Here is an 18,091-nt window from a genome sequence, read left to right as displayed (position 1 = left end):
ATTGATAATGAGCGCTGAATTCGTTTTAATAGTGCCATGACGGAACAAATTGGCCTGGAACGACTGACTGGCTTGATTGCCTTTGCCCGCGCGGGTTCATTGGGCAGCTATACGGCTGCGGCGCGAGCGCTGGCGGTCTCGCCCTCGGCCATCAGCAAAAGCATCCAGCGGCTGGAGCGCCACTTTGGCGTCGCGCTGTTTACCCGCACCACGCGCTCGCTCACGTTTACGGCGGAAGGCCGCGACTTGCATGAACGCGTGCTGCAATTGCTGCGGCAGGCGGAAGACATCGAACAGCTGGCCAGATCCGCGCGGGCGGAACCGGCAGGCTTGTTGCGCATCGCCGCGTCATTGCCGATTGGGTTACACATGATCGCGCCGACGCTGGCGACGTTTCGCCAGCGCTATCCCAAGGTGACGATCGATTTGCGGCTCAGCGACCAGATCGTCGGCCTGGCCGAAGAGAGCATCGATCTGGCGGTACGTATTGGCGATCTGCCCGATTCCTCGCTGCTATCGCGGCGGCTGGCACCGTATCAGCTGTGTTGCTACGCTGCGCCCGACTATCTGGCGCGCTGCGGCACGCCGCGCCACCCGGATGAACTGGTGCAGCACGATACCGTCAACCTGCGCTATCAAAGCACGGGCCAGCTATTCCGCTGGCCTTTCCAGATCGGCGACAAGGAAATCGAAATCGTGCCGTCGTCGCCCCTCATCGTCGATGCCAGCGAAGCAGTGCTGGCCACGCTGGCCGCAGGCGCGGGCATCGGGATGGCGGCCAGCTTTATGGCGCAACCGTGGCTGGACCGCCAGCAACTGGTGCCGGTGCTGGCGGATTTTGCGGTGACGCGACACAACATCAGCGCGCTGTGGCCCGAAAGCCGTCGCACCAATCCAGCCGTGCGGGCGTTCCTGGCGCTATTGCTCGACCAGGACTGACACGCTGGTGCGGTGATGCTTAACGCCGCCAGTGCACCCGCTCATCCAGGAACTGATAGTAGCGGTCCAGCGTGATATGGCCGCGCTTGTCCAGCAAGGCCGGCGCGGGTCGTGGCAAGGGGACTGACATCTTCAGAATGCCGAGTGCTTTGGCATCAAGTTCCGGATTGCCCGAGGTTTCGGTAATGGCTACGTCGGCAATCGTGCCGTCGTAATTCACCACCAGGTGGAATTTGATAATCCCGAAGATCGGTCGATCGTATTTGTCTTTGGGGAAATTCATATCGCCCATGCGTTCCACTTTGGCGCGCACGTCGTGTTCCCACAAACCAAACAGATTGCTGCTGAGCGGGTCGCCTGCAATGCGCTCGGCCGCATTGGTAGCGGCTTGTTCGTCGCTGCTTTGCGCTTGTTGCGCGGGCAAATCCGATAAATGCATGGCCAGATGCGGTGGCGCTTTGGTGGCGGTATTGGGTTGGCGACGCGCAAAGGCGTCATCCAGGCCACCGATCACGACATCAGGCGTGTTATCGGCCGAGGCTTGCGGTGAAGGCGGCTGTGGACGCGCCGGGCGCGGCTGTTTACGCGGCGCGCTGGCCACCGGGCGCCGCGGTTTTTTGATCGGCGCGGGCGTCTCGTAAGTGGAACGCGCCTGCGTTTGCACCGTTTTCTCGGGCACGATGGGCGCGGGTTCCTGCGGCGCAGGCGCGCGCGCCTTGGGCTGCAGTTGTACCTGCAACTCAACGGGCGGCGGCGAGCCACCTTTGTCGGGAAACTTGATCAGTAGCAACGCCAGATGAAAAACCAGCGCAAACACCAGCGCCAGATTGAACAGACTGCGGGATGCTTCTTCGTCTTCCGGCAGGGGCGACAACGGGGGAAGCGAGGTAGTCAGCGTGCAACTCCAGATCGATTTTGTTTTTGGCGCCCGCCAGATCGGGCTTGTGCAGGGCTATAACGCGGCAGCTGCAATTCGGTCTACACGGCGTTGCATGCTAAGGCATCGCTGGCCCCGCTGCACGGACAACGTGTATTGCGCCGATACATGCCGCGCGCCACCCCCAACGGGCGGGGGCAGCGCGCAGGCCGTGCATTTACATGCCGTATTTTTTAAACCACGCCAACATCTTGATCCACGCATCATGCGCGGCTTCGGCGTTATAAGACGGCCGGTAATCGGCATTAAAGCCGTGGCCCGCGTCCGGATAAATATTGATATCAAAATTCTTGTGCGCCTCGGTCAGCGCTTTTTTCATATCAGCCAGACTGTCCTGGCTAATACCCTGATCCTTGCCGCCATAAAAACCAATCACCGGTACTTTAAGATTGGCGGCGATATCGATCGGGTTATCCGGCTTGATCGGCGACTTGGGCGGTTCAATCGGGCCGTACCACGCGGCGGCAGCCAGGATATTCGGGTTATGCGCGGCATACAGCCACGTTTCGCGCCCGCCCCAGCAAAAGCCGGTGATAGCCAGTTTTTTGCTGTCGCCGCCGTTGGAACTGGCCCACGCGGCGGTGGCGTCCAGATCGGTCATCACTTGCGCATCGGGTACTTTGGCCACGATTTCGCTCAGCAATTTATCAATATCAGGGTATTTGCGCGGATCGCCCTGGCGGAAATAAAGCTCGGGCGCGATGGCCAGATAGCCCACTTTGGCCAGACGCCGAGACAGATCCTGAATGTGTTCGTGTACGCCAAAGATTTCCTGGATAACGATTACGGTCGGCAAAGGGCCGCGCGCATTGGCAGGCCGCGCCGTATAGGCGGGCATCGGGCCACCCGGCGCGGTAATGCCTACCGTGGCGGTTTTAAGCCCGGTTTCGTCGGTGATGATGGTAGAAGCGGCTACCGGTTTAACGGCAAGCGCAAAGCCGGTGGCGATACTGGCAATCAAGAAGTCACGGCGCTCGGCCGAGGTCGTCGAAGCTGGCATGGTGGGGTTCCCGGTAAAGGTGGCTCAGTGCAAACAGTACGACTATGCGGCGCGGGCGCGGTACGCCAACGCCGTGATTCTTGCAGCGGCACGGCCCCGATCAACGCGGTGTGGTCGATCCGGGGCCGCAGCCATCAAACGCGCGCGGGGACGGCCTTAAGCGCATCCACCAGCAGTTCCCAGAAATAACCGACCGTGGCAATTTCCACGCCTTCGTCCGGCGAATGCGCACCGCGAATGGTGGGGCCAAACGACACCATGGCCAGATCCGGATACTTGCCCGCAATCAGCCCGGTTTCCAGACCGGCATGGATGACTTTGAGTTCGGCATCGTGGCCATAGCGTTCGCGATAGGCTTTTTGCACCAATGCCAGCGCCGCAGAAGACGGGTCCGGCGCCCAGCCCGGATAGCCGCCGCTGCGCTCGGTTTGCGCGCCCGCCATGCGGGCGACGGCTTCGATGCGGCTCGACACTTCATCCACGCCTTCATCGGTGAGCGAGCGCACCAGCAAAGCCGCTTTGAAGCCTTCCGCGTTAACGCGCACCACGCCCAGATTGTTGGACGATTCCACCACGCCCGGCACGGCCTGACTCCAGCGCGCCACCCCATAGGGCAAGCCCAGCAGCAGATCGATCACCTGGCGGCTGGTGTTAACGCTCAAGCCTTCTGCCGCTTCGGCCGGTTCGAACAATACGGTGACATTGTCGTCCACGCGCGCCAGCTCTTTGGCCAGGCGAGCTTGCCAGCGGCGGGCACTGCCAGCCAGCGCAGGAGCGGCGTCGCCGGGCAGTGCCACCAGGGCAAAGGCCTCGCGCGGCAAAGCGTTGCGCAAGGTGCCGCCTTCAAAACTGACCAGATGCGCCGGGCCTTGCGCCAGCACGTCGTTGAGGATGCGCGCCAACAGTTTGTTGGCGTTGCCGCGTTCCTGATGGATATCCACGCCGGAATGGCCGCCGCGCAAACCTTTCACCGTCAGCTTGAATACTTCATAACCTGCGGGCACCGGCTCGTGCGCCAACGGACGGCTGACCACCACATCCACGCCCCCGGCACAGCCCAGGTACAGTTCGCCCCAGTCTTCGGTATCCAGGTTCAGCAGGATTTGCGCCTGCAACCAGCCCGCGCGCAGACCTTTAACGCCGGTCATGCCCGCTTCTTCATCAATGGTCAGCAACACTTCGATCGGACCGTGTTGCAGCTCGCTGCTTTCCAGCACGGCCAGGCCAGCGGCAACGCCGATGCCGTTATCGGCGCCCAGCGTAGTGCCTGTGGCTTTAACCCATTCGCCTTCTATGCGCGGCAGGATCGGGTCTTTAAAAAAGTCGTGCGGATTACCTTCGTTTTTCTGGGTCACCATATCGATGTGACCTTGCAGCACGATGGCCTGGCGATCTTCATAACCGGGCGTGGCCGGTTTGCGGATCAGCAGATTGCCAACCTCATCCACTTCGGCCCACAAACCACGCGCCTGCGCCCACTGGTACAAGTGGTCACGCAAGGCGGTTTCATGTTTGGAGGGGCGCGGAAAATCGCACAGGGTTTGAAAATGACGCCAAAGCGGCTGCGGATAAAGCGAAGACAACGGCATGATCAGAGTTCCAGGAAGCTTGAGCCGCCCCATGTTACCCGCAGCCCGAAGGGCGTGGAATACCTGGTCTGGCCAGGTAAAACGCCCAAACTGGCCGCACGGCGCTACGTCCGTTGCGCCCCGCACCCATGTTCAATGCCGCGCGGTGGGCGCCGGATGCGCCGGTTGCGGCCCGTACAAGCTGCGCAGGTTGCCCGCGTTACAGAAAGCCGGATCGTAATCCGGGTTATCGACATTGCAATTAACGCCCGCCGGAAGATTGGGATTGGGCGTGGTGCGCGGGGCGCGGCGATCGTCATCTGACGGCGCGGTGGCCTCGGCAGCACTGGTTTCCACAGGCGGACTGGGTCGGCGCGGCGGCGCTTCGATGGTGGTGACGCTGCCTGCCGTGTACGGCAGGCGCTGCTGGCCTTTGCATGGCGTTTCGCCGTAGCTGACATTGCCTTCCGCGTCGCGGCATTTAAAGACCTCGGCCTGAGCCGAGGCGCTGGCCAACAGGGTAGATATCAGCGCCAGCCCGGCCAGCCGCAGCGGCGCATGGGCGTAGCCCAGCTTCATGATGGTTCTCCTGCATGTACCTGGAATGATGACTTGCTCCTGATAACCCGGCGGCGCGCCGCATGCCGCAACGCGCCGCCTGTTTATATAGTGCAAAGTCACGCCGACTGGTTCAACGGAAACGGCGAAAGCCCCCCATCCGGCCCTGGAAATTGCCACCGTAATTGCCACGCTCAAAATGCGACGGATTATTAAACTGGCGCGTCGGTTGCTGCGGCCGGTTTTGCCGCGCGGTGTCCAGCCGTTGTTGCGCTGCGGCTGGATCGCTGCGCGTGGCGGTACGATCCGCGCTGCGATCGCGCGCCAGCCGGTCGTTATCCACATTGCTGTCAGCGGGCGGGTTGGCCTTCTGGAATGAACCGTCGGGCTGCACTTTTTGCCAGCCATCCCCCTTGTCATAGCGATATACATTGCCGTCTTTGCCCGCATACACATTGCCGTTGGCATTGACCACGCCGCCATGGGTAACGTCGCCGGTAGACGCATCGTAATGCACATAGCCACGGCCATTGGCATCACCGCCCGCGCCGCGCGTGTTAAAGCCGCCCGCTGCAGTAGCGCCCTGATTGGTGCGAGTGGTAACGCCGCCGCTTTGCGTTACGCGGCCGGTATTGGTGTTGATGCTGGTTTTGCTGCCCGCCGCCCCGGCGTTGCCGGTCCACGGATTGCCCGCCGCGCCACCCTGCCCGGCCACGATACGGCCGGTTTCCGGGTTGTACCGTGCGCCGCCAGCGCGTGCCGTGGTGGTGCCGGTATAGGCATTGGTGTTGTAGCCGGCGTAACCCACGCCGTGGCCGCCAGTCGCCTGGTTATAGAAGTTGCCGCGTACCGCCGAACCATAGTTGCCGGTCCACGGATTGGACCACACCGCGCGCGTGCCTTGCGCCACGGTATTGCCCCAGCGGCCATACACATTGCCCACCGCCACACCGCCGCCCCAGTAATACGGCGAAGGCCCATACCAGCCATACCACGGCCCCCAATACGGGCCATACCAGGCGGAAGCCCACGCCCAACCCGCCACAAAACCAAAGGTCCAGCCCACAAACGGGTCATAGCCAAACGCCACGTTGTAGCCATAGGTGGCCGGGCAGCCATACCAGACGTCACCCACCCACGCATCGCATACATAGCCGGTGCCATAGACCACGGTGCCGCCGCTGACCACGGTGCCGTAATAGCCGGGGGTATAGCCAACATAAACCACCTGCCCCGATGCGCCATACACACGCACATAGGTCACGTAATGCAAAGGCGATGCGGGCGGAATGGTGTAAATGACAGCGGGCACGCTGGTGGCCACTTCCCATGGGCCGGACGGCACCGGCGCTTTAAACCACACGCCGTTCTGCACCGCATAGAACTCGCTATCCGTTACGCGAATCACCGGCACTGCGGTATTCCATGCATACACCAGCGGCGTGTTATCGATCGGCTTGAACTGCGCATTGCCGCCATCGTAATTGACGCTTAAATGCGCCTGCTGGCGATTGACCGTCGCGGTTTGCGGAATCGAATTGGCGATCAGCGATTCACGCGCTTCCGGCGTGCCGGGTATCGACGCCAGTACCGCGCCCTTGGCGCTATCGGACGGAATCTTGAGGAAGTCATCCGGCAATTTATCGCCGGCAACCCAGGCCCACGGCCCTTTGCGGGCCGGCGCGCTAAACCAGCGACCCGACAACAGCACGTACCAGGTGGTATCGCCGCTGCCATCGGCTTTCGGGTCGATGATCACGTCCGAGGCCGTGTTGCTGATGTAGGCCAGGTTGGTGCCGGCAATCGGCTCAAAGCGCGGCTCGCCGTCGAACATGATCAGTTCGGCCGGGCTGGTGGCGGTGTAGATGGTCGGGTATTTGCCCGCAGCCAGTGTTTTCTTCATTGCTTCGGGCGGCTTGTCCATTACATCGACCAGCTTGGCCGCCACGGCTTGCTGCATCGCTTCAGTCAAGCCGCTGGGCACGCTCTTGACCGCCAGCCAGACACTGGTGGGGCCGGTGGAGGTGGCCCAATGTCCGGCAAAGTACAAATACCAGGCGTTGTTTTGCACCAGGATCAAAGACCGCGTGTTGATGACGCGCTGCACGCCTGCCACTTTGGTGGGCTTGAGCGCGGGCTCGCCATCAATCAGCACCAGCAACGCCGGTTCAAACGAAAACAGGATTTGCGGCGGCGAGTTGTTCACCGGAATCGACGCCACTTTCTCATCGGCGCGGTTGATTGCCAGCGATGCTTCCAACTGGTCCAGCCCCACCACCACTGCTTTTTGCGGCAGTGTTTTGCGGATCAGCGCCAGGTAGTTGGCTTCGTTCTCCGGCTCGGTCGGAAAACTGGCTTTATCGATATTGATATTGTCCAGTTGCACGGTGCGCGCGGTTTTGTCGGTCAGCGTTTGCGCCGATACCCACGCCACGCCATAGGCCAGCAAGTCCCGCTTTTTGCCATCCGGACTGGTGCTGGTGCCCTTCTTCACCGCCACCGCCATACGCGCGTTCAACTGGTTGCCTTGCCAGTTATCCAGCTGTGGCTGGTACAGCGTCAGCGTGGTGCCATCCACGGTGTATTGATGCGGCCACGGCTTGGCCGCAGCGGGCGTCGACGGCTTGGCCGCCGCGTGGGCCGGGCTGAATGCCAACAGCCAGCCGGTGATCAGTAATGCCATCCAGCGTAACGATTTCTGCATGGTGATCCCTTGCAACAAGGTCAGTTAAACGCACGAATGCGCGGCTTGAACGTGTGCCTTAGTTGTAATGCAGCGCTTGGCGCTTCTCCAGGTTGGATATGTAAAAGTGACAAGTGCCCGCATCCAGCCAATGACGTTCGTCGGTTTGCGCAGGGCGCGTGGCTTGACCAGCGACGGCTCCATCTATATCTTGCGATATATGTCGTACGATATATTTTACGAAATACACAAGGAGCACTGTCATGCGTCACTTCTTTGAAGAAATGCGCCGTCGTCATTACGAATTCCATCAACGTCATGAGGGCTGTCATGCCATAGGCCGTGGCGGCCATCGCGGCGGCCCGTTTGGTGGGCATCGCGGGCGCGGCATGGGCGGCGATGATGAGGGCGAACTGGGCGGCCGGGATTTTCGCGGTGGCCGCAAATTGTCGTCTTCCGATCTGCAACTGATTATCCTGGCGCTGTTGGAAGAAAGCCCGCGTCACGGTTACGAAGTCATCAAGGCGCTGGATGAGCGTACCAACGGGTTTTATGCGCCGAGCCCCGGCATGGTGTATCCGGCGCTGACTTATCTGGAAGAAATCGGCCACGCCACCGTCGAACAAGACGGCAGCAAAAAGCGTTACAGCATTACCGACGAAGGCCGCGCACATCTGACCGCCAACCGCGCCGTGGTCGAAGCCATCATGGGCAAGCTGACCTGGCTGGGCGAAAAAATGGACCGCATCCGCGAAGTATTCGGTGATCGCGGCCGGCATCACGCGGAAGGCCCGTTCTTGCCGGTGCTGGAGGCGGTGCGGATCAAGTTCAAGCATTTGATGCTGACCAAGATTGGCGCGCCGGAAGCCGAACAAGCCCGCGTCGCCCGCATTCTGGAAGAAGCACTTGGCAAAATCGAACGCGGCGAAGGCTAATCAAGCGTAATCGGCGCGGCGGGCAGGCGGTGGCGAGGGCACGCTGCGCGATTACATAAAAGCGCAAGACTTTGTAAAAACGTCGCCTAAGCTGAGTGAACCCCTTTTTGTTCACAAGGCCCCGCCGTGACCTACTGTGCAAACCCTTTTCGCCATGGCGCTCAAGCGGCCCTCGCCGCCGCATTGTTGCTAGGCAGTCTGGCCGCGCGGGCCGACGGCATCAGTTTTCATGATCCGCAAGATGGCGCATTTGACGTCAGCGACTATCTGCTCAACCACAAGGGCTTTCTGCCCGTTCCCACCGTGATTACTGAGCCAGCCATTGGTTATGGGGGTGGCCTCGGTTTGCTGTTTTTTGATGAATCGATGGCCGAAGCGGGCGCCAAAGCCAAACAGACCGGTGTGCTGGAGCCGCCCAATATCACCGGCATCGGCGCGGCCGGTACCGAGAACGGCACGTGGGGCGCGGGGCTGATGCATTTTCATACCTGGGATGGCGACCGCATTCGCTACCTGGGCGCGTTGGGCAAAACCAACCTCAATACCGAGTACTACGGCTTGTTGAATAACGCGCGCTCTTATCAACTGAATGGCACGTTTTTAATGCAGCAGGTGTTGTTCCGCCTGGGTAGCTCGCCCTGGTTTATCGGGCCGCGTTACACCTACTTTTCCGCCGAGGCGCGCTTTACCGGCGCGATTGCCTCCGAGCTGCCCAACCCCGAACGCGATATGACCGTGGGCAAAGGCGGCATCGTGGTCGATTACGACACGCGCGACAATATGTTCTTCCCCAATAAAGGCACTTACGGCGAGCTGGAAGCGCAATATGCGCGCGGCGGATTTGGCAGCGATCGCGATTACGACAGCTACAATCTGCGCGCGTTTACCTGGCTGCCCCTGAGCAAAGACTTTGTGCTGGGCCTGCGCGGCGCGACCAAATTTACCAGCGGCGATGTGCCGTTTTATGCGCAGCCCTATATCGACCAGCGCGGCATACAGCGCGGGCGCTATCAGGACAAGAACGCCATCATGGCCGAGGCTGAATTGCGCTGGAATGTCGACCCACGCTGGTCGGTGCTGGGCTTTAGCGGCGCGGGCCGCGCCTATGGCAAATGGCATTCGTTTAGTGATGCCGAAACACCGGTCGCGTATGGCGCAGGTTTTAGATATCTGATTGCGCGCAAGCTGGGCCTGGCGGTCGGGATCGATGCCGCGCATAGCAAAGAGCAAAACGCCTGGTATATCGAAGTGGGCAGCGCGTGGCGTTAATGGCAGGCGCGTTGCGCATTGCGCAACGTTCTTAAAGTGCGCGGCAATGCGCGGCTAAAACGTTGCTATCAGGGATGACGTCGGCTGCGATCACAGCCAGGATCGCGACCGTTTTATATTCGGCGCGTCGTTTTATGTAATTCAATTAACCGATCGTCGCTAATACGCTCATCAAAAACCATTGCAGCGCTTTATCCGGCGTTGCCGGAAAAACCCTGCTCGCTTGCGCCATCAAGCCGGCTTTCCGGACTAGCGCTTTACCAGGGTCGTTATGCGTAGTCAGTATTGGGCGCATTTAACGGCGCCGCGCCACGCTGTGCCCGCCGATCATCCGCGCCGGACGCGTCTCGCAGCTACATCAGCATCTGGTTATGCTGTTTATCCGCAAGCGAAATATGCGAGCCAGCATCTACGTCGGCGCCAGAACGGTGCAAATGGCCCGGTTTTTTGCACAACGTGTCGGAAAAGATGCGCCAGACTGCATCAGTCGATGTGCTAAAACGCAACAGCTGGCCACCGCATTTTTGCAATTGCAGTTGTATTTTTGCAACAAGTGCAATGTCACAGAAAAGTAAAAGTTCGCCGTTTAAGGGGTATTTTTGACCGTTAAAGCCCCAATTATTGCTGATTACCCTGATTGCATATTCATTTCTGTTGCAAATATACAAAACCTCATCGCTTCCAATTCTATAGATGTCACATTTGTGTCATCATCGCCGCCTAGACTGACGCCGTTTTCAGAAGAAACCGCGGCGACTCAGCGGGTTCCCGATTAAAAGAAAACCCGATCCAGCCGACGTTGTGCAATTTCGGATTTTTTCGAAGTTACAGAGCGCCGGCAATTACACCGGCACGTTACTTGATGCCGTGACGGTTTCAGAGCTGCAGTGCATTCGTGCTGCCTTGTTATTGCAACAGGAGAAATTTCAAAATGAAAAAAATTATCGCTGCCGCACTGGGTCTGGCTTTCGCCGCTCCCTTCGCAATGGCCGATGTGACCATCTACGGTTCTATCCGTGAATCTGTCGAATACTACAAAGGCGACGCCGGCGTGACCGCTGCTGCGCTGCCTAATGCAGTGCGCCTGGTTGATTCTTCTTCGCGTATTGGTTTCCGTGGCACCGACAAGTGGGACAACGGCTGGACCGGCCTGTGGCAACTCGAAACCGGTCTGGGCGCCAAGTCCGGCACCAACAGCTACAAGAGCGTTGGCGGCGGTGCATGGGGTGGTCGTAACAGCTTCATCGGCTTCAAGAGCGATGACTTCGGTACGTTCCGCGCTGGTAACTACGACAACTCGTACAAGACCATGCTGACCTCCAGCAAACTGTCGCCGCTGTTCGACGATTTCCTGGATACCGTTGACCCGAAAGGCGGCAAAGGCACTTTCGCGCAACTGGCTACCCGTCTGAACGACAGCCTGTCGTGGGATTCCCCGGTATGGGCCGGCTTCCAGGTTCGCGCCAACGTAGGCCTGGATTCCTCGCCGACGCCGGCTGGCAAGGCGCCGATCTATGACGTGACCGCCCTGTACAACCTGCAAGGCTTCAACGCTGGCGTGTCTTACCAATACGCCAAGAACCGCACCTTCAACCAGGTGACCGGTATCTCCAACGCCAGCAACGTTGCCACCACTTCGGGCACCACCACCACGAACAACACCACCAACGGTGCCAATGTTCAAGGTCTGGAAGCCGTGGTTGGTTACAACTTCGCATTCGGCCTGGGCCTGGGCGCTGGTATCGAGCACATCAAGAACGAAGGTGCTAACGGTCAAGACACCAGCTGGAACAACTACATGGCAACGGTTAACTACTGGTTCAACCAGAAGTTTGAACTGCAAGGCCTGTACACCAAGTCCAACAACGTCAACGGTGGCGACACCGATGGCCAACAGTACTCGTTCAGCGCTGTGTACTACATGTCCAAGCAAACCCGCCTGTACCTGTCGTACGTTGATCTGAAGAACAGCGGCGGCGCCACCAACGCCTTCTCGTTCCAGAACAACTCCGCTTCGCTGGTTGCTGCCAACGGCCAGGACCTGAAGACCGGTCTGCTGGGCGTTCGTACCGACTTCTAAGCTTTCCTCACGGAACGCTGATTGCACAAAACCCCGCCTCGGCGGGGTTTTTTCATGGGCGCTTGCCGTAAAAAAGGATTAGATCCAGCCGCGCACCAACACCGCGCTGTCGGCTACGGTGGCGATGGGCGCAACATACTGGTCGAGTTCGCGCAGCCATTCGGCTTTGACCACGGTGCGCATTTCTTTTTGACCGGTTTCACTGGCCACACGGGCTGCTTCGCGCCACAGCAAGGGCAACACCTCGCCCACTTGCGCGCCGGTACGCACCGCCAGCGTGGCGCCGCTGCCGGCTTTCCACGTCAATACGCCCAGCAGGATGCCGTCTTCGCGCCACGCTGCCCAACGCAGCGGTATCCCACCAGGTACCGGCGAATCAGGCAAGGACGGGCCGATCGGATGCAGATCGTAGCTTTCCAGCGATGCATGTTCAGGCCATGGCACGACATGAATCGGCGGCCGTTCTGTGGCGTTTTCGCGGATCACCACTTGCGTACCCGCCGCCACCAGCGGTTCCAGTTCCAGCAAGTCGGCATTGCGCATGCGGATGCATCCATGCGAGGCCGGCGTGCTCATCGGCTGATCATCGGGCGTGCCGTGGATATAGATATAGCGACGCATGCTGTCGACCGACCCCAGCCGGTTAAAACCAGGCTGGCAACCCGACAGCCACAACGCGCGACTGAGAATCCAGTCGCGTTCGGGATGCACAGCGCTAAGCGCGGCGTCATGGATTTCACCCGTGGGACGGCGGCCGCGTAAAACGGCGTGACTGGGCAGATTGCGGCCGACCACAGCGCGAATCACATGCAGGCCGCGCGGGGTTTTCATACTGCCGCCCTGCTCTCCGGGCCCGTTGGCGGCGGTCGAGACCGGCCATTGCTTCACCACTTTTGCGGCGTCATCGAGCAACTGCAGTTGCTGCGACGCGATATCAACGAGCAGTTTCATGGCGTCTCCAGATAAAAAAACGGGGATTGCTCCCCGTTTTTCAGCTTACGTGTGCCTTGTTATTTCTTCAACAAATTGTTGTAGAGCACACTCGACAATTCGCCGTCTTTGCTGTCTTGCGACAATTCCCACACCATCGCACCGCCCAGTTTTTTTGCTTTGATATAGGCGACTTTCTCTTTCAGCACGCTGGGATCATCGTAGGTCCAGACTTCGCCGTTGCTGACCTTGACGATGGATTTGGTCACATTGTCGGTAAACACTTCACCGGCTTTGGCCTTGATCTCGGGCCAGGTGGCGATACCGGCATCAGGCTTGCCAACGGCCTTGGCTTTTACGGCTTGATACAGGCCATGGTTGTCCATCTTTTCCGGCACCCAGCCATAGCCATAGAACGGCACGCCAATCACGATCTTGGCCGGTGCAACGCCTTTTTCCAGATAGTCATTGACCGCGATATCAATCGACAGCTTGTCTTGCTTGCCGGCGATCAGGTTAGCCATCGGAGCGGTGCGGCTGTCCCACGGGCCCGCAAAGTCATAGGTCATCAGGTTCATCCAGTTAAGCGGCAATTGCACTTGCCCCAGATCCAGATTGTTATAAACCTGTGCCGAAGCGCTGAGCGCGCTGGTCAGCAGCAGCCCCGGCTTTTGCGCATCAAGTTGCTTGCGGAATTCGTTCAGCAGCGCGACGTAGTTTTCCTTGTCTTCCGGCCGCACCACATTGCCTTCGTTGCCGCTGGAGGCCGGATATTCCCAATCGATATCGATGCCGTCAAACACGCCCGCCGCATAACCAGCCACGACTTTACCGCTGGCATCAGGCACATCGCCCTTGATGAATTGATCAACGCACGACTTCACAAATGCAACGCGATTGGCGGGCAATGCGGCATCAGAGAAGTACTTCGACCAGGTCCAGCCGCCCAGCGAAATCACGATCTTCAGATCGGGATGTTTTTGCTTGAGCTGGCGCAACTGGCCCCAGTTGCCCGCCAGCTTGCCCGCTTCGTCGGCTTTGCCGCTGAGCGAGGTGGCCGCATCCACCGGATTGAGGTAATCGCCCGCCGGATCGCCGATCACGCATTTGTTGGCGCTGACGTTGGCGAAGGCGTAGTTGAGCACGGTCATGCGGCTGGCTGCGCCACTGCTATCCAGCATTTTCACCGGATAACCTTTGCCCGGCGCCCATGCCACGTAATAACCCACCAGTTGCGGCGAGGTGGGTGCGGCCACCCCGCCCGTGATGACCACCGGTGCCGCAGCGGCGGCCGCGGGCGCGGCGGCGGCGCCACCGTCATGGTTGATCAGCTTGATATTGTCGAAATAGACGTCTTTGCCTTCGCCATCCGATTGCACCCATTGTTCCAGCGCCAGGTGGAAGTCGAACTTGCCTTTAAAGTCGAGGCTATAGCTTTGCCATTTGCCGTTGTCTTTAAGCCGGTCGGGAAAGCCGGAGCGTGCAGTGCCGGCCAGCCAGTTATCGCGACCGGGGAATTCGGCGGTATAGCCGATCACGCCGCCGCAATTGGAACCGCAGGTGCTGAGGTAATCAAACGTTAGCGTGTACGAAGCGCCTGCCGGAAAACCCTGCTTGCTGAAGGCATCGCCGCCGAACACTTTGCGATCAAAGCGCAGCACTTTATTACCGGGCTTGAGCGGATCATCGACGAGTGTGGCGTGGATGGGCGTGGTGCCATCACCGTTCTGGCCCACCCATTGCGACAGGTCTTTCTCGAAATCATCCTGGAACACCACCGTATCGGCGGCGTGCGCGTAGGCAGCCGCCAGCAGTGCCAGCGGAAGCAGCACAAAGCGTTTCATATCGATCCTCTATCGGTTTGTTTTATGGTTTGCCACGTCTGTGCGCGGCCGACCGGGCGCAGCGCATCCCGGGGGACGGCATACTTTTTTTGTGTTTTAGGGCGGCAAGGGCTGAGCGCACCTTGCAGCGCGAGTCACTTTAGCATGCAGGTGGCATAAGGCAGGAAACCGAGTCGGCGAAGCGCAACAAAACAGCAACACCGGACAAATGCAGCGAGCGCACGCGCCAGGCGCCACCGGCGACGACCAGCCTAAGGCGCTGGATTGCGGGCGGATTTTTGCGCGCGGCGGCGTTCGGCAAAGAAGGCTTTGAGTTGCGCGGCGGCTTCGTCCGCCAGCAGGCCGCCTTGCACCAGCGTGTGATGGTTCAGACGGCGATCAAGAAAGGGGTTGATCACGCTGCCCGCCGCGCCGGTCTTGGGGTCGGTGGTGGCGTACACCACGCGGGCAATCCGCGCATGCATCATCGCGCCCGCGCACATGATGCACGGCTCCAGCGTGACATACAGTTCGCAACCGGGCAGACGATAGTTTTGCTGGTGCTGGGCCGCCGCGCGCAGGGCCAGCATTTCGGCATGCGCGCTCGGGTCATGCCCGCTGATCGGCTGGTTATGCCCGCGTCCGATCACCTGGCCTTGGTACACCAGCACTGCGCCGACGGGCACTTCGCCCAACGCTTGCGCTTGTGCGGCCTCGTCCAGCGCCAAGCGCATAAACGCTTCTTCCGCCGCCGTCCAGACCGGCGCGGCAGGGGGTTCGAGTTGCGGATCTTCAGGCATGGCCCAGCAATTCGGCGGCGTGGCGGCGCGTGGTCTCGGTGATTTCAACGCCGCCCAGCATGCGGGCGATTTCTTCGACGCGGGCGTTGTTATCGAGCTCGTGCACCTGGCTGATCATGCCCGCCCCGGCGCGCGCTTTGCTCACCTGATAATGATGCTGGCCACACGCGGCCACCTGCGGCAAATGGGTAATGCACAGCACCTGACGCTGCTGGGCCAGATCGGCCAACATGCGGCCCACAATCTCAGCCACGCGGCCGCCGATACCCACATCCACCTCATCGAATACCAGCGTGCCCACGCCGGACAACTCGCTGACAATGACCTGGATGGCCAGACTGATGCGCGACAACTCCCCGCCCGACACAATCTTGCCCATCGGTCGCGCGGGGGTATTGGCATGCGCCACGCGGAAATCGACACTTTCTGCGCCGTGCGGGCCCGGTGCGGCGGCTTCGAGTGCGATCTCGAAACGGCTATCGGCCAGCGCCAATGGCTTCATTTCCTGGGTAACGGCCTGCGCCAGTTTGCCGGCATGTTGCTGTCGCAATTTGCTCAGCGCGGCGGCTTCTTTCTGCCACACTTCGCCAGCGGCTTTTTCGGCTTGCTGCAAACGCGCCAGCCCTTCGCTGCCGCCCAATGCTTCCAGCCGGTCTTGCCAGCCTTGCAGCAGAATCGGCAGCTGTTCCGGCTCGGTGCGATATTTGCGCGCCATGCGCCAGATGGCATCCAGCCGGCTTTCCACTTCTTCCAGCCGGGTGGGGTCGAGTTCGAGATGATCGGCGTAGCGGCGTAGTTCGCTCACCGCTTCGGCCAGTTGCGCCTCCACACCTTCGAGCAATTGCAGCGACGGCAACAGCTGCTCGTCATAGTCGCCCAGCGCCTGCAATTTATGCGCGGTGCTGCCCAGCCAGTTCTGGCAGTTTTCGTCGCCGTCGGCCAGCGTGGTCAGTGCCACTTGCACGCCATCGATCAGGCTGGCGGCGTGTTGCAGACGTTTGTGTTCGGCTTGCAGTTCCGGCCATTCGTTGTCGGTTAACGACAGGCCGGACACTTCTTCAATCTGGAAGCTCAAGCGTTCGCGCTCGGCTTCAAACGTCGACGCATCGCGTTGCGCCGCCGCCAGTTCTTCTTGCAACGTGCGCCAATGCGCCCATTGCTGCGCCACTTTGCTCGCCTGCGTGCTGGCGCCGGCAAAATGGTCGAGTAGATCGCGTTGGTTTTCCGGGCGCAGCAATTGTTGATGCGCGTGCTGACCGTGGATATCCACCAGCATTTCACCCAGGCCTTTCAGCTGCGCCAGCGTGGCGGGCGTGCCGTTGATAAAGGCGCGGCTTTTGCCCTGGCTATCCAGGGTGCGGCGGATGATGGCGTGTTGTGCGTCGTCGCCTGCCAGTTCGTTTTCGGCCAACCACGCTTGCGCCTGCGGTCGATCCGACAAATCAAATTCGGCCAGCAGATCAGCCTTGTCTTCGCCGTGGCGCACCAGCGCGGCATCGGCGCGATCGCCCAGCAGCAGGCCCAGCGCATCCATCACGATGGATTTGCCCGCGCCGGTCTCGCCGGTAAATACGCTCAAGCCGTGGCCGAACTCGAGCGCGAGCTTGTCGACGATCACAAAATTTTTAAGATTCAGAGATAGCAGCATCGGTCTGGTCAGATCAGTTGAGCTTTTGGCCCCAGTGCAACTTGTCACGCAACATATCGTAATAGTTGTACCCCACCGGATGCAGAATGCGCAGCGTATTGCGATGGCGGCGGATGATCACACGATCGGCTTCGTGCAGTTCGCAGTCGCTCTGGTTATCAAAGTACACGCGCGCATCGGAATTACGCGTCAAGCGGAACTCCACTTCGCTGGTGTCGTTGATGACGATCGGGCGGTTGGATAGCGATTGCGGGCAAATCGGCACCAGCGTAATCGCCGGCAGGCTGGGGTGCAGAATCGGGCCGCCCGATGCCAGCGCGTACGCAGTCGAACCCGTCGGGGTTGATACGATCAGGCCGTCCGAACGTTGGCTGTAGACAAACTGGCGATCGATAAAGATTTCAAATTCAATCATTGCGCCGGTGGAACCGCGGCTGAATACCACGTCGTTAAACGCCAGCGCCGACACCAGTTCTTTGTCTTCGCGCCGTACCGTGGTTTCCAGCAAGATGCGCTCTTCCGGCACAAACGCGCCGGCCAGCATGCCGCTGATGGTGCGTTCCATGTCGCTAAGCGGGATGTCGGTCATGAAACCCAGGCGACCCTGGTTTACGCCGATTAATGGAATGCGGTACGGCGCCACCAGCCGCGCCACGCCCAGCATGGTGCCATCGCCGCCCAGCACCACCACCAGATCAGCCAGCTTGCCGATGGCGATGCGCTCGACCACGGGAATCTCGGTAATGCCGTGTTCGGCAGCGACTTCGCTTTCTATCAGTACCCGCACCCCCAGCTCCTGCAAGGTGGCCGCCAGTTGGCGCAACGGCCCACCGAGTGTGGGCGTATTGAAGCGACCAACCAGTACGATCGTTTTGAACAGGCTTTGCATGTCGGGGTCCGGTGAAGTACGGCAGCATTTAA

At 60.1% G+C, this 18,091-nt stretch carries 14 protein-coding genes; 4 read left to right on the top strand and 10 right to left on the bottom strand.

The window, feature by feature from the left end; all coding sequences use genetic code 11:
- Positions 1-36: 36 nt before the first annotated feature.
- Entirely contained in the window at positions 37-939 is a 903-nt protein-coding gene (locus WG78_RS00800) for a LysR family transcriptional regulator (RefSeq protein ID WP_053935885.1), read from the top strand.
- Positions 940-958: 19 nt separating this feature from the next.
- Here the strand turns inward: WG78_RS00800 and WG78_RS00795 are convergent, their stop codons facing one another.
- The 5 genes from WG78_RS00795 to WG78_RS00775 all read right to left on the bottom strand — a co-directional run bounded on the left by WG78_RS00795 (position 959) and on the right by WG78_RS00775 (position 7,706).
- Positions 959-1,813, bottom strand: a complete 855-nt coding sequence (locus WG78_RS00795) for an energy transducer TonB (RefSeq protein ID WP_053935884.1) — start codon at positions 1,811-1,813, stop codon at positions 959-961.
- A gap of 220 nt (positions 1,814-2,033) precedes the next feature.
- Positions 2,034-2,876 carry a dienelactone hydrolase family protein gene (locus WG78_RS00790; RefSeq protein ID WP_053935883.1) on the bottom strand — a complete coding sequence of 281 codons (843 nt, stop codon included), beginning with the start codon at positions 2,874-2,876 and terminating at the stop codon, positions 2,034-2,036.
- A 134-nt stretch (positions 2,877-3,010) separates the two neighbouring features.
- Positions 3,011-4,465, bottom strand: a complete 1,455-nt coding sequence (locus WG78_RS00785; RefSeq protein WP_053935882.1) for an aminoacyl-histidine dipeptidase — start codon at positions 4,463-4,465, stop codon at positions 3,011-3,013.
- A 132-nt stretch (positions 4,466-4,597) separates the two neighbouring features.
- Complete coding sequence (locus tag WG78_RS00780; protein ID WP_053935881.1) at positions 4,598-5,023, bottom strand: DUF4124 domain-containing protein; 426 nt, start codon at positions 5,021-5,023, stop codon at positions 4,598-4,600.
- A gap of 112 nt (positions 5,024-5,135) precedes the next feature.
- Positions 5,136-7,706, bottom strand: coding sequence for an autotransporter outer membrane beta-barrel domain-containing protein (locus tag WG78_RS00775; RefSeq protein ID WP_053935880.1), 2,571 nt, complete (start codon positions 7,704-7,706; stop codon positions 5,136-5,138).
- Between the two features lie 242 nt (positions 7,707-7,948).
- On the opposite strand from WG78_RS00775, the gene WG78_RS00765 reads away from it, so the two are divergent.
- The 3 genes from WG78_RS00765 (at position 7,949) to WG78_RS00755 (ending at position 11,969) form a co-directional block, all read left to right on the top strand.
- Positions 7,949-8,620, top strand: coding sequence for a PadR family transcriptional regulator (locus WG78_RS00765; protein ID WP_053935878.1), 672 nt, complete (start codon positions 7,949-7,951; stop codon positions 8,618-8,620).
- Between the two features lie 126 nt (positions 8,621-8,746).
- The gene (locus WG78_RS00760) at positions 8,747-9,889 is read left to right on the top strand and encodes a BamA/TamA family outer membrane protein (protein ID WP_053935877.1); all 1,143 of its coding nucleotides are present in this window, start codon (positions 8,747-8,749) and stop codon (positions 9,887-9,889) included.
- A 931-nt stretch (positions 9,890-10,820) separates the two neighbouring features.
- A complete protein-coding gene (locus WG78_RS00755; protein ID WP_053935876.1) occupies positions 10,821-11,969 on the top strand; it encodes a porin in 1,149 nt (382 codons plus the stop codon).
- 78 nt (positions 11,970-12,047) lie between these two features.
- On the opposite strand, the gene WG78_RS21945 is transcribed toward WG78_RS00755, so the two are convergent.
- The 5 genes from WG78_RS21945 to WG78_RS00730 form a co-directional block, all read right to left on the bottom strand.
- Positions 12,048-12,920 (bottom strand): L,D-transpeptidase, encoded by an 873-nt coding sequence (locus WG78_RS21945; protein ID WP_083458667.1) that lies wholly within the window; start codon positions 12,918-12,920, stop codon positions 12,048-12,050.
- A gap of 59 nt (positions 12,921-12,979) precedes the next feature.
- Positions 12,980-14,743, bottom strand: a complete 1,764-nt coding sequence (locus tag WG78_RS00745; RefSeq protein ID WP_053935875.1) for a glycoside hydrolase family 18 protein — start codon at positions 14,741-14,743, stop codon at positions 12,980-12,982.
- Between the two features lie 251 nt (positions 14,744-14,994).
- Complete coding sequence (gene tadA / locus WG78_RS00740; RefSeq protein ID WP_053935874.1) at positions 14,995-15,522, bottom strand: tRNA adenosine(34) deaminase TadA; 528 nt, start codon at positions 15,520-15,522, stop codon at positions 14,995-14,997.
- Positions 15,515-17,170, bottom strand: a complete 1,656-nt coding sequence (recN, locus tag WG78_RS00735) for a DNA repair protein RecN (RefSeq protein ID WP_053935873.1) — start codon at positions 17,168-17,170, stop codon at positions 15,515-15,517. Before recN ends, tadA begins: the two co-directional genes overlap by 8 nt.
- A 13-nt stretch (positions 17,171-17,183) precedes the next feature.
- Positions 17,184-18,059, bottom strand: a complete 876-nt coding sequence (locus WG78_RS00730; RefSeq protein ID WP_053935872.1) for an NAD kinase — start codon at positions 18,057-18,059, stop codon at positions 17,184-17,186.
- Between the last annotated feature and the right edge of the window lie 32 nt (positions 18,060-18,091).

The sequence above is a fragment of the Amantichitinum ursilacus genome (assembly GCF_001294205.1).
GTDB lineage: Bacteria > Pseudomonadota > Gammaproteobacteria > Burkholderiales > Chitinibacteraceae > Amantichitinum > Amantichitinum ursilacus.
This window is presented reverse-complemented; position numbering and strand designations above follow the sequence as displayed.

Excerpts from the sequence above, each read along its gene's own strand:
- WG78_RS21945 (WP_083458667.1), bottom strand. The coding sequence starts at position 12,920 with ATGAAACTGCTCGTTGATATCGCGTCGCAGCAACTGCAGTTGCTCGAT.
- WG78_RS00775 (WP_053935880.1), bottom strand. The coding sequence starts at position 7,706 with ATGCAGAAATCGTTACGCTGGATGGCATTACTGATCACCGGCTGGCTG.
- recN (WP_053935873.1), bottom strand. The coding sequence starts at position 17,170 with ATGCTGCTATCTCTGAATCTTAAAAATTTTGTGATCGTCGACAAGCTC.
- WG78_RS00730 (WP_053935872.1), bottom strand. The coding sequence starts at position 18,059 with ATGCAAAGCCTGTTCAAAACGATCGTACTGGTTGGTCGCTTCAATACG.
- WG78_RS00745 (WP_053935875.1), bottom strand. The coding sequence starts at position 14,743 with ATGAAACGCTTTGTGCTGCTTCCGCTGGCACTGCTGGCGGCTGCCTAC.
- WG78_RS00800 (WP_053935885.1), top strand. The coding sequence starts at position 37 with ATGACGGAACAAATTGGCCTGGAACGACTGACTGGCTTGATTGCCTTT.
- WG78_RS00790 (WP_053935883.1), bottom strand. The coding sequence starts at position 2,876 with ATGCCAGCTTCGACGACCTCGGCCGAGCGCCGTGACTTCTTGATTGCC.
- WG78_RS00765 (WP_053935878.1), top strand. The coding sequence starts at position 7,949 with ATGCGTCACTTCTTTGAAGAAATGCGCCGTCGTCATTACGAATTCCAT.
- WG78_RS00780 (WP_053935881.1), bottom strand. The coding sequence starts at position 5,023 with ATGAAGCTGGGCTACGCCCATGCGCCGCTGCGGCTGGCCGGGCTGGCG.
- tadA (WP_053935874.1), bottom strand. The coding sequence starts at position 15,522 with ATGCCTGAAGATCCGCAACTCGAACCCCCTGCCGCGCCGGTCTGGACG.
- WG78_RS00755 (WP_053935876.1), top strand. The coding sequence starts at position 10,821 with ATGAAAAAAATTATCGCTGCCGCACTGGGTCTGGCTTTCGCCGCTCCC.
- WG78_RS00785 (WP_053935882.1), bottom strand. The coding sequence starts at position 4,465 with ATGCCGTTGTCTTCGCTTTATCCGCAGCCGCTTTGGCGTCATTTTCAA.